This window comes from Roseovarius sp. S88 (assembly GCF_037023735.1).
GTDB lineage: Bacteria > Pseudomonadota > Alphaproteobacteria > Rhodobacterales > Rhodobacteraceae > Roseovarius > Roseovarius phycicola.
In genome coordinates, this window is the sequence record NZ_CP146069.1 from 1,760,566 (window position 1) to 1,773,742 (window position 13,177).

Sequence of the window (13,177 nt, forward strand, 5' to 3'; positions counted from 1 at the left end):
GTGGCTGAGAAGGGTGTGGCATCGCATCCCAAGGCACAAAGCATGAGGCAGACTGAGCAGGAGAACGAGAGCGTTATGATTGCAGAGTTTAGAACTGAATTCGTCAGAGAACCGTCCGCGTTGAAACATCATCCGGCGTTGGTTCTAAATGCGGATTATCGGCCTCTCTCGTACTATCCGTTGTCGCTTTGGACGTGGCAGGACGCCATCAAGGCGGCCTATCTGGATCGGGTGGACATCGTGGCCGAATATGAGGACACGGTGCGCAGCCCTTCGACTGAGATCAAGATCCCCTCGGTCATCGTGCTTAAGGACTATGTGAAGCCACAAAAGCGTGTGGCCTTCACCCGGTTCAACCTCTTTCTGCGCGATCAGTTTTGCTGTCAATATTGTGGCTCGAAGGGAAACCTCACCTTTGATCACGTTGTGCCGCGCGCCAAGGGCGGAATTACAAGTTGGGAAAACGTCGTGGCAGCGTGCAGCCCTTGCAACCTCAAGAAAGGTGCCAAGAGCCTTCGGCAGTCCAACCTAAGCCTGCGCCGCCCGCCGCGTGCGCCAGAGGCTGAACAGCTGCGCAATCTGGGGCGTAAATTTCCACCCAACTATCTGCACGAAAGCTGGATGGATTTCCTTTACTGGGATGCCGAGCTGCAGGCTTAGGCAGCCTTACGACGGCGAGGCCTGCGCCTCTTGGTGCCTTGAGGTGCCTGGCCATTGCCCGCAGGTTTCGATGACCTGTTCCGGGGTGGGCCTGAACGACGGCGTTGCCCTTGCTTCTGGCCTCGTTTGGGACGCGCTGTGAAATCTGTTGGCGGCGTGCCACTCGCCACCGGGATCGTGATTTTCATCAGTTTCTCGATGTCGCGCAACAATCCGGCCTCTTCATGGGCGCAAAAGGCAATGGCCTGGCCCTCTCGCCCGGCGCGTGCCGTGCGGCCAATCCGGTGCACATAATTGTCCGCAACTTCTGGCAGATCGTAGTTGATCACATAAGCCACGCCGGGAATGTCGATGCCGCGAGCGGCCACATCGGTGGCCACCAAGATGTTGACGGTGCCTTGCCGGAACGCCTTGAGTGCGCGGTCGCGTTGGCCTTGGGTCTTGTTGCCGTGAATGGAGGCGGCGTTGAACCCGTCGGCCACGAGACCTTTCATCAGCTTTTCCGCGCCATGCTTGGTGCGCGCAAAAACCAATGTCAAAGCACCGGCATCATTCGACAGGATTTCGCGCAGCTTGGAGGGCTTTTCCGGGCCGGGCACAAAATGGACCGACTGGGTGATTTTGTCGGCGGCTTTGCCCGGAGGTGCCACCTGCACCCGTTTGGGATTGCTCAAATAGGCTTGGCTCAGTTCTTCCATCTGTTTTGGCATGGTGGCCGAAAACAGCATGGTCTGACGCGGGGTGCCCAGCTTCGGTGCGATTTTGCGCAGGTCATGGATAAAGCCCATGTCGAGCATCTGGTCGGCCTCGTCCAGCACCAGATGACGTGCGGTTGAAAGATCGAGCGCACGGCGGTCCATCAGGTCGATCAACCGGCCCGGCGTGGCCACAAGGATATCGGTGCCCCGGCTGAGAAGCTTGATCTGTTTGCCGATGGACTGTCCGCCGACCACGGTCACAACCCGCAGCTTGGTTTTAGCCGTCAGGTTGCGCAGGCTGTCGGCGATCTGGTTCACCAGTTCGCGGGTGGGGGCCAGGATCAGGGCCTTGACCGTTTTCTCGCGCGGCTTACCGGGCTGATCCAGCAAATGCTGAATGAGCGGCAGACCAAAGGCGAGGGTTTTGCCTGTGCCGGTTTGGGCGAGGCCCAAAACGTCGTGACCTTCGAGGGCCAGCGGAATGGCCTTGTTTTGGATGGGGGTTGGTTCAGTAAGACCGGCCTCTTTGATGGCCGTGTTCAATTGGGGCGCAAGGCCCAGCATGTCAAAATCGTACAAGTCGTGTCCTTTTCGGAGCGCACAGCCGCAAGGGCATGCACGCAGATACATAATGCCCGCACCGAATGCGCAGGCGAGAGGGTTTGGCGATGCTTTAAGACAGTCGGGCGTATCCCGCGCCGTCTGGCACCGCATCAGAAACCCTGCGTGATGGGGAACTGGAAATCTTGGGCTGGTTGCTTGTCCCGGCTTTGCCGCCAGGCTCACGCGCAATCACAGCGATGGATGCGACATGGGGCCTAGGCGGCTAAGTGTCAAGCATTCTTTGGTTTTTTGCGACTGAGGTGCTGTTTGCGGCACAGGCCAAACGGCCTGTGTGCGTTGCTTAGAGGAGATGTTTACCACGACACCAGTTTGTTGCGCGCATGCGCCTTGAGGTAAGACGCCTTTGGGTCATCACCATGAATGCTAAGAAACTTTACATCCATGTATTTGCTCATGTATGGGGTCTTTCCCCGAAGTTTGACGGTTTCACCCGCGTAAACGGTTTTTTCAGTCCATCCACCGGGTTCGGCGTCGGATTTGCAGGCAATCGTTGCGTAAGCGCCCGGCTTGGCGGTGAGGCAGGCGTAGGTTTCGTAGGTTGCCATCCAGCCGCGCATGGTAAAGCGCGCCTTGTTGCCGAGCTTGATTTCCTTCGATTCCGCCAGGGAGGCTGTCAACGTCTGCACCTTTGTTGCAAACGGATTCTTGCCACCAAGATATGTTTTCAAAGCCGCGTCAAAACGCGTTGTTTCATCAGTGCTGAGATCGAGCACCGAATGCAATGGCACGTATTTCAGATGCCCCAGGCCCAGGTAAAGCTTACCTTGCTGTGCGCCGAGCATGGGTTCGTCATGTGGGCGCATGTCCTCTTGGTCGACAGGCTGTGAAAATATTTCACTGGCGTTCAGGCTGTCGCGCCATTCGGTGAACCCTTTTGAGGCGATCATGCCACCTTTGAGCAAAACACTCACACTGGTGTTCTCGCGAAACACTTTATCTTCTGTTGTGGAACGTTGATCGAAATCGAATTTTCCATTGGCATATCCACCTGCTTCTGACTTCGCGGATGCCTCAAGATTGATCTTGTTTTGGCTGATTTTCTTGGAGGATGACACGTTGAGCGACACGGACGTCTTCACACGCATCTCGCCGCCGACACTTGCCGATTGCACAATATGCGTTCCCCATTCCTTGAAGAAATCTTCGAAAGGTTTTGACCCGTCAAGCGCGTCTTTGGCTGCCTGAGTCACATCTTTGTTGGCCGCGCCTTTCAGGCTTCCACCGTTCAAAGTCAGGATCACGTAATCTGCCGCCGTTTCGATGTAATAGCGCGCGGTCGTGGTTGTTTCCTGTTCAAAGAGGCTGTTGACTGACGAGGCTTGTCCTGAGAATTCGACGCCATCAACAACGCCGCCAAGCCCCAATTCACGCCCCAGACTGATCTGAAACTCTCGTGATGTCTGCATTACGCCTGAAGAGCGAAGTTCTGTGAGTTGATGTACGGGGGTCGGATCATAGCTGTATTGATCCGGAATAAGGATTTTCTTTTGAAATTCAAACGTATTGCGTTCGTTGTAGGTGTAATTGATGATGCGTTTCAGGGGCTGATTATTGAGAATATCAATGCCATATCCCAAAATTCCATAATCGCTGATGGCTTCCAATTTTTTATCTCCCAATGTCTGAAATATTTTTTGGTAACTCTGGGAGGCTTCGAGGAAACCAAGGCAAAACTATGGTCTATGGCGGAAAATCGCCTGTTACATGTGCTAGGCAACCTCAGTGCGGTTTCGATTGAATGCGTATGAACGGATATCAAAAAAGGCGCCGCGACAATGCCGGGCGCCTTCCAAATCTTATTGCCAGTAGCTTAGCTCTTGGCTTGCGCCGGAGCAGCCGCAGGGGCGGCTTGTTGTGCGGGCTTCTTTGCGCCGGCGCTAAGAGGATCATCCTGACGTTGAACCGAGCCTTCGAAATGAGCACCGGATTCGATCGCGATGGTCTTGTGGATGATGTCGCCCTCAACACGTGCGGTGGATGTCAGGCGTACTTTGAGACCGCGCACGCGGCCTACGATACGGCCATTAATCACCACATCATCGGCAATGACTTCGCCTTTGATCGTGGCGCCTTCGCCGATGGTCAGAAGATGTGCGCGGATGTCGCCCTCAACCGTGCCTTCGACCTGAATGTCGCCGGTCGTCTTGAGATTGCCAGTGACGTGCAAATCGGTCGACAGAGTAGAAGCAGGGGGTTTCGCCTTGGGGGCTGTTGCCTTGAACTCGCCGCTTGCACCAGATGCAGGGGGAACATCAGTGCGCGTCTCAGGCGTTGCGGGCTTGGCCGCGGTGTCTGCCTTCGGTGCTGGTTCGTTGATTTTGCTTTTAGAAAACATTGTTTGCAGCCTTGATGTAGATCATAGGGTTGACGGCTTTGCCGCCGACACGGACCTCATAGTGTAGATGCGTGCCCGTGGAACGTCCAGTGTTCCCCATATCACCAATTCTTTGGCCACGCGAGACCCTTTGACCTTCCTTGACGCGAATGGCGGACAAATGCGCGTAACGGGTCTCAATTCCGAATTCATGCTTTATTTTGATGAGCCTGCCATATCCCGAGAGCCACCCGGCATGGGTCACCACGCCATCGGCTGTGGAATAGATTGGCGTGCCGTGGGGCGCAGCAAAATCCGTCCCGTTATGCGGTCGCCCCCAGCGGATGCCAAAGCCCGATGTGTAGCGGAACGAGTTTTTGACCGGCAGAGCAAAGGGCGCTTTTTCAGCGGCAATGCGATAGAGGTTCAGCTTGTCCATCTGGTTCAGGATGCGATTGGCGCGATCCGCGTCTGGGGAAGGAGTTTCTCCAAGTGTGGAAAAACTTAAAGGCAAAAGCGGGCCACCTTGACCCGAATATCCGCGCCGTACCGTGTTCAGAAGTGACTCGGTGTTCATGCCAGCAGCGCGGAACATTTTGTCGAGCGGCTCAACGGAAATGCTCATGGCTTCTTCGAGTTGGCGGAAAATCTGTTCGTTGCGGTCTTCCATTAGGCGGATTTGCGTGGCCATCTCATCCGCGGCCAAGAGCGCTTCTTGCGCGTCTTCGATGACTTTGTCGCGCTCCTGCGCGGTTTGAGCCAAAGCACTGGACAGAAAGTCCACTGTACTGTCGCCTTCCGCTGCGGCGCCCGGTGTGCTGACCGGCGCGGTATCAGAATTCTCAAGCACAAGGGCCAAAGCCTGACTTTCCTCGCGCGCTGTGTCGCGTTCTTTCATGGCGCGGCGCAGCGTGGACTGAACAACTTCGATACCCGTCTCCAGCTCGCGACGGCGTGTTTCCGAGGCCAGAAGCTCGGTCTGCATAACGGAGATTTGTTCGAGTGCGGAGTTAAAGCGCTCTTGCGCGGCCAGTGCTTCTTCGGCGCGCAGGTTGCGTTCGGCTTCGAGCGCATTGAGACGGGTCTCGTAGGTGCGCTGATCGCGCTTGGCCTGTTCGCGGAAATTGCCTGATCCAATTGAATCCATCACCAAAATCGCAGTCGCGATAATTGCCCAGGCCACGACAGCAGACGCGCCTAGAAAGGCAAAAAGCTGTGAGGCGGGCTTCAGGCGGATGAACCGCGTATCTGTGTCCGAGCGCAAAAACACCCTGCGCTCTGGAAAATGTCGTTCCAACAAATTGTGGATTTTTATCGCAAGACGCGTCCGCACGAGGCCCCCATAGTCGTCCTTAGCCAACCATTCCCTTGTCGGTGCTCTTTTACGTCGCTTTGCCCCATATGTGCTCACTTTCATGCGTGTGCGACATACCAAAGCTGCCATCTCGGCACCGTCGCAAAGTGCGTACACAGTGCCTAAGCTTTGGGCAAGTCTTTTGACCAGCTTGTGCCGAAAATGCGACGAAACCCCCAGTAAACGGCAGAAAATCGCCGACTTAGAAGGGTTTGGCACAACCAGCGTTAGAGCGGCGACTTGGCCTCTGCGGCGAGGGGCCAGTAGAAATCAGGAGGCAGACCGGCCTCAGCACGTTTTTCTTCGTTGAATGGGGGCTTGAGCGCGCCGTGGAAATAGCGACGCACCAGATCGTGAAAGGCGCCCTTTGGGTCCAGTTCGTGCCGGCCGCACAGAAAGTGAAACCACTTGGATCCATAAGCGACATGGCTGACTTCTTCTGCGTAGATGATGCTCAGCGCGTCGATGGCTTTGTCATCCTTGGCCTTGCGGAAAATCTCAATCATGCCGGGTGTCACATCCAGACCGCGCGCTTCCATCACCATGGGCACAACGGCAAGGCGGCCCATAAAGTCATCCACCGTGTCCTCGGCCGCGCGCCACATGCCTGCATGCGCGTCAAGCGCGCCATAATGACTGCCGTGCGCTTCAAGACAATCGCATACAAGGTTGAAATGTTTGGATTCCTCCTCGGCTGCTTTGACCCAGTCATCGTAGAATCCAATTGGCATTTTCGTATCGGCGAAGCGCGGAATGATGTCCCAATGCAGGTCAACGGCATTCAGCTCGATATGCGCCACAGCGTGCAGTATGGCGATGCGACCGGCCTCTGTTCCCGGGCGGCGGCGCGGCACGTCGCGCGGATCAAGCAGGCGTGGTGTCTCTGGTCGCGATGGACGCAAGGGGGCTTCTGCGCGCCCAACAGGCAAAGGCGTTCCAGCCTCGCGCGCTTCAAACCACCGCTTGGCATGGGCCCGTGACAGGGCGGTCTTTTCGCGGCCATCGGCGGTGGTCAAAACCTCCACCGCCATTTGTGATAAGCTGAGATCAGTCATGCGACGTCTTTGTCACAAGGCGCGCACGGCCTCCAGCACTTCTTCGGCATGGCCGGGCACTTTCACCTTGGGCCAGATACGCACGATTTTTCCGTCCCCGTCGATCAGGACCGTCGTGCGTTCAATCCCCATGTATTTCTTGCCATACATACTCTTTTCTTTCCAAACGCCGTATTGCTCACAGACATCTCCTTCGGCATCGGACAAGAGTGGAATGCCCAGATCATGCTTGTCCCGGAACTTGTCATGCTTGGCCACGGTGTCCTTGGAAATGCCGAAAACCCGTGCGCCAGCTGCCTCAAACTCGGCGTTCAAGCCGGTAAAGGCAATCGCCTCTTTGGTGCAGCCTGACGTGTCATCTTTGGGATAAAAGAACAAAACAATGGGTGCAGGGCGCAGCCCAGAGAGCACTACTTCACCTCCTCCATCGCGTGGAAGCGTAAAATCCGGGGCCAAATCGGCGATTTCGGGCATGGTGGAACCTCCAAAAAGAAAAAGTGAGTTTTAAATTAGAGTGTAACGCGCGAGAATAAAGGCAGCAGGCAGGCCAAGTGGCCATAACGGGAAAAATGACCGAAACGGCAGAGACAAAACCGCGTCGTGGCTGGGTGAAGAAAACCGGCATGCGTTTGGGCATCGGGTTGCTACTGACGGCCGGTGCCCTGGCGATCCTGTTTTCGGCCATGATTGGCATGCGACTTTCTGCGCCGGATTGGGTGCGTGACCGCCTCACCACCGAGATCAATGATCAGCTTGAGGGCGTTTCGCTCCATTTCGGAGATGTGGCGGTGGTGCTGAACGAAAACCTTGTGCCTCGGCTCTGGCTGCGAGACGTGATGCTGCGCGACGACACCGGCCTGCCGATTGCCAACCTGTCAGACATTCAAAGCCAGGTGGCCCTGAAGCCGCTGATGCGCGGCGAAGTCCAGCCGAGCTACATCAAGCTAAGCGGTGCGCGCTTGTCTTTGCGGCGTGAAGATACCGGTGCGGTGGGCCTTTCGGTTGGGCAGGCGGAAACACAGGTCGAAGAGGCCAGCAGCCTGCGCGAACTGATCGGCGAGATGGAAGCCATGCTGCTGCGTCCGGGCTTTGCCGATCTAACACTGATTGATGTGGAAAATGTATCGGTGCGGTATGATGACCTGCGCGCCGGGCGATCCTGGAGCGTGGATGGCGGGCGTCTGTCATTGACCCGGGACAACACCGATTTGCGCCTGCGCGGAGATTTCGTGCTCTTGGGCGGACGGGACTATGCCACGACGCTGGAGATGAATTACGCCAGCCGGATTGGCGACACGGCAGCAGAGCTTGGTCTCAGCTTTCAGGATATGCATGCGCGCGACATTGCGGGTCAATCGCCCGCCCTGGCCTGGCTGAGTGCGCTGGACGCGCCAATTTCCGGAGCCTTGCGTGTGGCGGTTGAAGAGGACGGCGCGCTTGGTCCGCTCAACGCGACGCTGCAAATCGGGGCAGGTGTGGTCAAACCAAATGAGGCGACCAAACCGATCGCGTTTGACGGCGTGCGCAGCTACTTCACCTACGATCCTGAGGATCAGGAAATCATCTTCAGTGAGCTGTCAGTTGACAGCAAATGGCTGAAGACCAGCGCCGAGGGGCGCGCCAACCTGATTGGTGTGGAACAGGGGCTGCCGCGAGAGATTGTCCTTCAGGTTGGTTTGGACACAATCGAAGCCAACCCGGCGGACATCTATCCGGAACCCATAACCCTGGGACCCGCACGTATGGATATGCGGCTTCGGCTGGACCCGTTTGTGGCGACCCTGGGAGAGCTGTCTCTCAGCGACAAAGATGTCGCTGTGGTGATGTCCGGTGAGGCGCGCGCGGGTGAGGACGGATGGAGCGTGGCGCTTGATGGCAATGTGGATGAGATCGGCGATGTCCAGCTTCTGGAGCTTTGGCCCGAGACTCTGCTGGCTAATGCGCGCACATGGATCGCCGCGAATGTGCGTAAGGCAACTATTCAGAACGTTCAGCTTGCCCTGCGCTCCTTGCCCGAACACAAGCCGGATGTCTTTTTGGGGTTTGATTTCAAAGGTCTCGACACACAATATGTGAAGCGCGTGCCGATCATCAAAGACGCCGCGGGTCATGCGACACTCTATGGCAATCAATTTGTCCTGTCGGCGCAATCGGGATACATCTCTCCCGCTCAAGGCGGGCGCATCGATATCTCAGGCACAAGCTTTGAGATCCCCGATGTTGATATGAAACGCACCCCGGCGCAGGTGCATTTGCGCACCCAAAGTACCATCACCGGCGCGCTGTCGCTCTTGGATGAAGAGCCGTTTCGCTTCATGCAAAAGGCGGGCAGGCCGGTGACGCTTGCGGATGGACGTGTGGATTTGTCCGGGTTGCTCAAGTTTCGAATGGTGCCGCAACTGACAACAAAAGATGTGACTTTTGACGTCAGCGGGACGTTGCGAGATGTGCGCAGCGAGGTGCTTGTGCCGGACCGGGTGCTCAGCGCCAACGCGCTTGATCTCAATGTCACCCATGAGGTTCTGAAGATAGACGGTCCTGGCCTGATTGGTCAGGTGCCATTCGAGGCCAGCTTTGAGGCGCTTCTGGAGGAAGAGCACAACGGCAAAGCCCAGGTGCGCGGCACAGTGGAGCTGTCGGAACGGTTTACAGATGAGTTCCGCATCTCACTGCCCCCCGGCAGTGTATCTGGTGTGGGCCAAGCACAGGTCGAGCTTGATTTTGAAAAGAACACGCCTGGTGATTTTCGCCTGAGTTCCGATCTTGCAGGTATCGGGTTGAGCCTGCCTCAGATCAGTTGGGGGCTGTCACAGGGCGGGACAGGTCAGTTTTCGTTGGACGGGCGGCTTGGCGAACCGCCGGTGATTGATCAGATCATACTCAACGCGGCAGGGTTGGAGGCACGCGGGAATGTATCATTGCTGCCCTCTGGACAGCTCAACCGTGCGTCTTTTACCCGTGTGCGCGCCGGAAACTGGATCGACGCCCCGGTCGAGCTTGTTGGACGCGGCGGTAACGCGCTGCCTCTTGTGCGGGTTCTTGGCGGGGAGATTGATCTGCGGGAAACCTCCGTCAACGCGCAAGCTGGCGAAGGTGGTGCGGCGCGCAGACGCGGACAAACCGGACCAGTATCTTTGGTGTTGGACCGGTTGATTGTCTCGGACAGTATTTCACTGACAAGCTTTAGATCCGAGCTCAATATGAGCAATGGGCCAGACGGCAAATTCACCGCGCGCGTTAACGGGCAAGCGCCGCTTGAGGGTCGGGTGATCCCGCAAAATGGGCGCAGCGCATTTCGCATTCAATCCGAAAATGCCGCTGCGGTGTTTGCCTCTGCAGGGCTTATCAAACAGGCGCGCAATGGCGTGCTGGACCTGACCTTGATCCCGGGCAGGGCAAGCGGAACCTATGAAGGGCGCTTGCAGGTGACGGATGGCATGCGCGTCAAAGACGCCCCGGCAATGGCCGCTCTTTTGAACGCAGTCAGTGTTGTGGGCATCCTTGAACAGATGGCGGGCGAAGGGATCCATTTTCAGGAAATCGACGCGCGGTTCCAATTGTCGCCAGACCGGATCACGCTCTATTCCGGAAGCGCGGTTGGGGCGTCGATGGGGATATCAATGGACGGCTATTATTATCCGGAAAATGGTCGCATGGATATGCAGGGTGTGTTGTCACCTGTGTATCTGGTCAATGCCGTGGGCGGGCTTTTCACGCGTCGTGGAGAGGGCCTTATAGGATTTAACTACACCATCCGCGGCAGCGCGTCGAACCCACAGGTCGGTGTAAATCCGCTTTCGGTTTTCACCCCGGCCATGTTCCGCGATCTCTTTCGGCGCTCACCGCCGGCACGGCCCAACCTTGGGGCGTCTCAAACGACACCCGACGTGGCTCAATCGGATGGCACAGCGCCCGCACAGCCACAAGACAACAGCGCTCAACCCGCGAAACGACCTCAGGTCGAGGAAAACGGCGGGCGATGAAATTATCAGATTTCGACTTCGATCTGCCTGAAGAGCTGATCGCAACCCGTCCAGCGCGTCCGCGCTCGTCTGCTCGACTCTTGGTGGCTGAAGGAGACAATTTAACAGATGCGCATGTCTATGATCTTGGGAGATGGCTTCGGGCGGGGGACCGGCTTGTCCTCAACAACACCAAGGTTATTCCGGCGCGCCTTTTTGGAACACGTCGCCGCGATACGCCACATGGAGATGGTGTCGCGCGGATTGACGTGACCCTGCTTGAGCCTGATGGGCAGGGTCATTGGTCGGCCATGGTGCGGCCCTTGAAAAAGCTGCGTGAAGGCGATGAAATTCGCTTCAACGATGAATTTTCGGCCAAGGTCATGGGAAAGCCGGATGGGCAGGCCAAACTGGCCTTCAATCTGACTGGTGACGATTTCGACACCGCCTTGAATGCGGCGGGTGCCATGCCATTGCCACCCTACATTGCCAACAGACGTGCGGCGGATGCGCAGGACCGAGAAGATTATCAGACTGTGTTTGCCAAGACCGAAGGGGCCGTTGCGGCGCCGACCGCGAGTTTGCACTTTGACCACGCGCTGTTGACCGCACTCGCGGCGCAAGGCGTAACCTTCACCGAAGTGACATTGCATGTAGGAGCCGGAACATTTCTTCCGGTTAAAGTTGAGGATGTAACCACCCATAAGATGCATGCCGAGTGGGGGGAAGTGAGTGCGCAGGCCGCCGCCGAGATCACGGCCACCAAGGCCTCTGGTGGTCGGATCATTCCGGTCGGCACTACGGCCCTCCGGTTGATCGAAAGCGCTGGACAAGGCGGCGCGATCAAACCTTGGACAGGAGAGACGGACATTTTCATCTATCCTGGGTTCACCTTTCACATTGCCGACGCGCTGATGACCAATTTCCACCTGCCCAAAAGCACGTTGATGATGCTGGTTTCGGCACTTATGGGACAGGCGCGCATCAAGGCGGTTTATGACCATGCGGTGCGCGAAAAGTATCGCTTTTTCTCTTATGGTGATGCGTCCTTGTTGATTCCGTAACATTCGCCTGTCACGAGAGGCGCACCGACATGGGTGAGTCGCGTTTGAACCAGACAGGTGTCGGGGCAGGCGCGTAGAGCGCTCATAGGAATTTGGAGTGCGCAATGTTTTCAGTCTTGTCCAGCGCCTGGGCTTTGTTGCTCGGCATGATGCTCTTGCAGGTTGGCAATGGTATGCAGGGCACGCTTTTGGGTGTGCGTGGTGAGCTTGAAGGCTTTTCCACGTTGGAAATGTCGCTTGTGATGTCGGGCTATTTCGTGGGCTTTCTGTTTGGCTCGCGCAAGGCGCCTGACATGATCCGCCGCGTTGGCCATGTGCGTGTTTTTGCGGCGCTGGCCTCCATGATCTCCGCAGTCATGATCCTATATCCGGCTTTCACGAATGTATATGCCTGGGGGGCAGGGCGCATCCTGATCGGGTTCTGTTTTTCCGGCGTGTATGTGACCGCCGAAAGCTGGCTCAACAATGCCGCGACAAACGAGAACCGCGGCAAGGCGTTGTCTCTATACATGATCATGCAGATGGTGGGCATTGTCAGCGCACAGGCCCTGATGCTGAGTGCGGATCCGGCCGGGTTTTTGTTGTTCATTATTCCATCCGTTCTGATCTCTTTGTCCTTTGCACCTATTCTGCTTTCCGTCAGCCCGACGCCAGCGTTTGATTCAACCAAACCAATGTCTTTGCGGGAGATCCTGCGCATTTCCCCCTTGGGGTGTGTGGGCATGTTCCTTTTGGGTGGGATATTCTCGGCGCAGTTTGGTATGGCCTCGGTCTATGGCGCCGAGGCGGGGCTGAGCATCGGGCAAATCTCAACCTTCGTTGCCACATTCTATGTCGCGGCCTTGCTGATCCAGTATCCGCTGGGATGGCTCTCGGATCGTATGGACCGGCGCCTGCTTATCCTTGGTGTGTCCGCCGTATGTGGGTTTGGCGCGATCATTGGCATGCTGTTCGGGGGTGTCTTCGCGTTGTTGCTTGTCGCGGCCTTTCTGGTCGGAGGGACGTCTAATCCTCTCTACTCACTGCTGATTGCTTACACCAATGACTTTCTGGGTCATGATGACATGGCGGCTGCAGCCGGCGGGATGGTTTTCATCAATGGACTCGGTGCTGTGTTTGGGCCGATTATCACAGGGTGGATCATGGGGGTCATGGGCCCCAGCGGGTTCTTTCTCTTCATCGCGATGCTGTGTGCGTTGATGGTTGCCTATGCGGCCTACCGGATGACACAGCGCGCGGCCCCTGCGGTTGAGGACACCGATACCTATGCGGCTGTGGCGCCAGGTGCGTCGCCGATTGTCGTCGAAGTGGCCCAGGAATACGCGATCGAAACAGCTCAGGACGACGACGAAACCTAATGCGTTACGCAGCCAACCTGACTCCAAGGTGATCGCGAAGCGCAGCCGGGCACGCCACCGCTGCGCGCGTTTCGCTTGTCGCCAAATT

Annotated in this window: 10 protein-coding genes; 4 read left to right on the top strand and 6 right to left on the bottom strand. The window is 56.9% G+C overall.

The genetic code is table 11. From position 1 onward, the window contains the following. Positions 1-75 precede the first annotated feature (75 nt). Positions 76-660 (top strand): HNH endonuclease, encoded by a 585-nt coding sequence (locus tag RZ517_RS08965; protein WP_338551130.1) that lies wholly within the window; start codon positions 76-78, stop codon positions 658-660. Here the strand turns inward: RZ517_RS08965 and RZ517_RS08970 are convergent. The 6 genes from RZ517_RS08970 to RZ517_RS08995 form a co-directional block, all read right to left on the bottom strand. Next, positions 657-1,937, bottom strand: a complete 1,281-nt coding sequence (locus RZ517_RS08970) for a DEAD/DEAH box helicase (RefSeq protein WP_338551095.1) — start codon at positions 1,935-1,937, stop codon at positions 657-659. The two genes, RZ517_RS08965 and RZ517_RS08970, sit on opposite strands and share 4 nt — an antisense overlap. A gap of 338 nt (positions 1,938-2,275) precedes the next feature. Then, positions 2,276-3,586 (bottom strand): MAC/perforin domain-containing protein, encoded by a 1,311-nt coding sequence (locus tag RZ517_RS08975; protein ID WP_338551096.1) that lies wholly within the window; start codon positions 3,584-3,586, stop codon positions 2,276-2,278. Between the two features lie 206 nt (positions 3,587-3,792). Further along, positions 3,793-4,317: a bactofilin family protein gene (locus RZ517_RS08980; protein WP_317054427.1), complete on the bottom strand. Its 525-nt coding sequence runs from the start codon at positions 4,315-4,317 to the stop codon at positions 3,793-3,795. Then, positions 4,307-5,629 carry a M23 family metallopeptidase gene (locus RZ517_RS08985; protein WP_338551131.1) on the bottom strand — a complete coding sequence of 441 codons (1,323 nt, stop codon included), beginning with the start codon at positions 5,627-5,629 and terminating at the stop codon, positions 4,307-4,309. Before RZ517_RS08985 ends, RZ517_RS08980 begins: the two co-directional genes overlap by 11 nt. A 248-nt stretch (positions 5,630-5,877) precedes the next feature. Beyond that, a complete protein-coding gene (locus RZ517_RS08990; protein WP_422395577.1) occupies positions 5,878-6,681 on the bottom strand; it encodes a ferritin-like domain-containing protein in 804 nt (267 codons plus the stop codon). Between the two features lie 36 nt (positions 6,682-6,717). Next, positions 6,718-7,179: a peroxiredoxin gene (locus tag RZ517_RS08995; protein ID WP_338551098.1), complete on the bottom strand. Its 462-nt coding sequence runs from the start codon at positions 7,177-7,179 to the stop codon at positions 6,718-6,720. A gap of 95 nt (positions 7,180-7,274) precedes the next feature. On the opposite strand from RZ517_RS08995, the gene RZ517_RS09000 reads away from it, so the two are divergent. The 3 genes from RZ517_RS09000 to RZ517_RS09010 all read left to right on the top strand — a co-directional run bounded on the left by RZ517_RS09000 (position 7,275) and on the right by RZ517_RS09010 (position 13,089). Beyond that, positions 7,275-10,688 carry a hypothetical protein gene (locus tag RZ517_RS09000; RefSeq protein WP_338551099.1) on the top strand — a complete coding sequence of 1,138 codons (3,414 nt, stop codon included), beginning with the start codon at positions 7,275-7,277 and terminating at the stop codon, positions 10,686-10,688. Then, on the top strand, positions 10,685-11,731 hold the full coding sequence (gene queA / locus RZ517_RS09005; protein ID WP_338547754.1) for a tRNA preQ1(34) S-adenosylmethionine ribosyltransferase-isomerase QueA: 1,047 nt from the start codon (positions 10,685-10,687) through the stop codon (positions 11,729-11,731). Before RZ517_RS09000 ends, queA begins: the two co-directional genes overlap by 4 nt. Positions 11,732-11,835: 104 nt before the next feature. Beyond that, positions 11,836-13,089: an MFS transporter gene (locus tag RZ517_RS09010; RefSeq protein ID WP_338547756.1), complete on the top strand. Its 1,254-nt coding sequence runs from the start codon at positions 11,836-11,838 to the stop codon at positions 13,087-13,089. The last annotated feature ends 88 nt before the right edge of the window (positions 13,090-13,177 follow it).

What these genes read in the sequence shown, in the direction of transcription:
- RZ517_RS08965 (WP_338551130.1), top strand. Translation starts at nt 76, where the DNA reads ATGATTGCAGAGTTTAGAACTGAATTCGTCAGAGAACCGTCCGCGTTG.
- RZ517_RS08980 (WP_317054427.1), bottom strand. Translation starts at nt 4,317, where the DNA reads ATGTTTTCTAAAAGCAAAATCAACGAACCAGCACCGAAGGCAGACACC.
- RZ517_RS08990 (WP_422395577.1), bottom strand. Translation starts at nt 6,681, where the DNA reads ATGGCGGTGGAGGTTTTGACCACCGCCGATGGCCGCGAAAAGACCGCC.
- RZ517_RS08995 (WP_338551098.1), bottom strand. Translation starts at nt 7,179, where the DNA reads ATGCCCGAAATCGCCGATTTGGCCCCGGATTTTACGCTTCCACGCGAT.
- RZ517_RS09000 (WP_338551099.1), top strand. Translation starts at nt 7,275, where the DNA reads ATGACCGAAACGGCAGAGACAAAACCGCGTCGTGGCTGGGTGAAGAAA.
- queA (WP_338547754.1), top strand. Translation starts at nt 10,685, where the DNA reads ATGAAATTATCAGATTTCGACTTCGATCTGCCTGAAGAGCTGATCGCA.
- RZ517_RS09010 (WP_338547756.1), top strand. Translation starts at nt 11,836, where the DNA reads ATGTTTTCAGTCTTGTCCAGCGCCTGGGCTTTGTTGCTCGGCATGATG.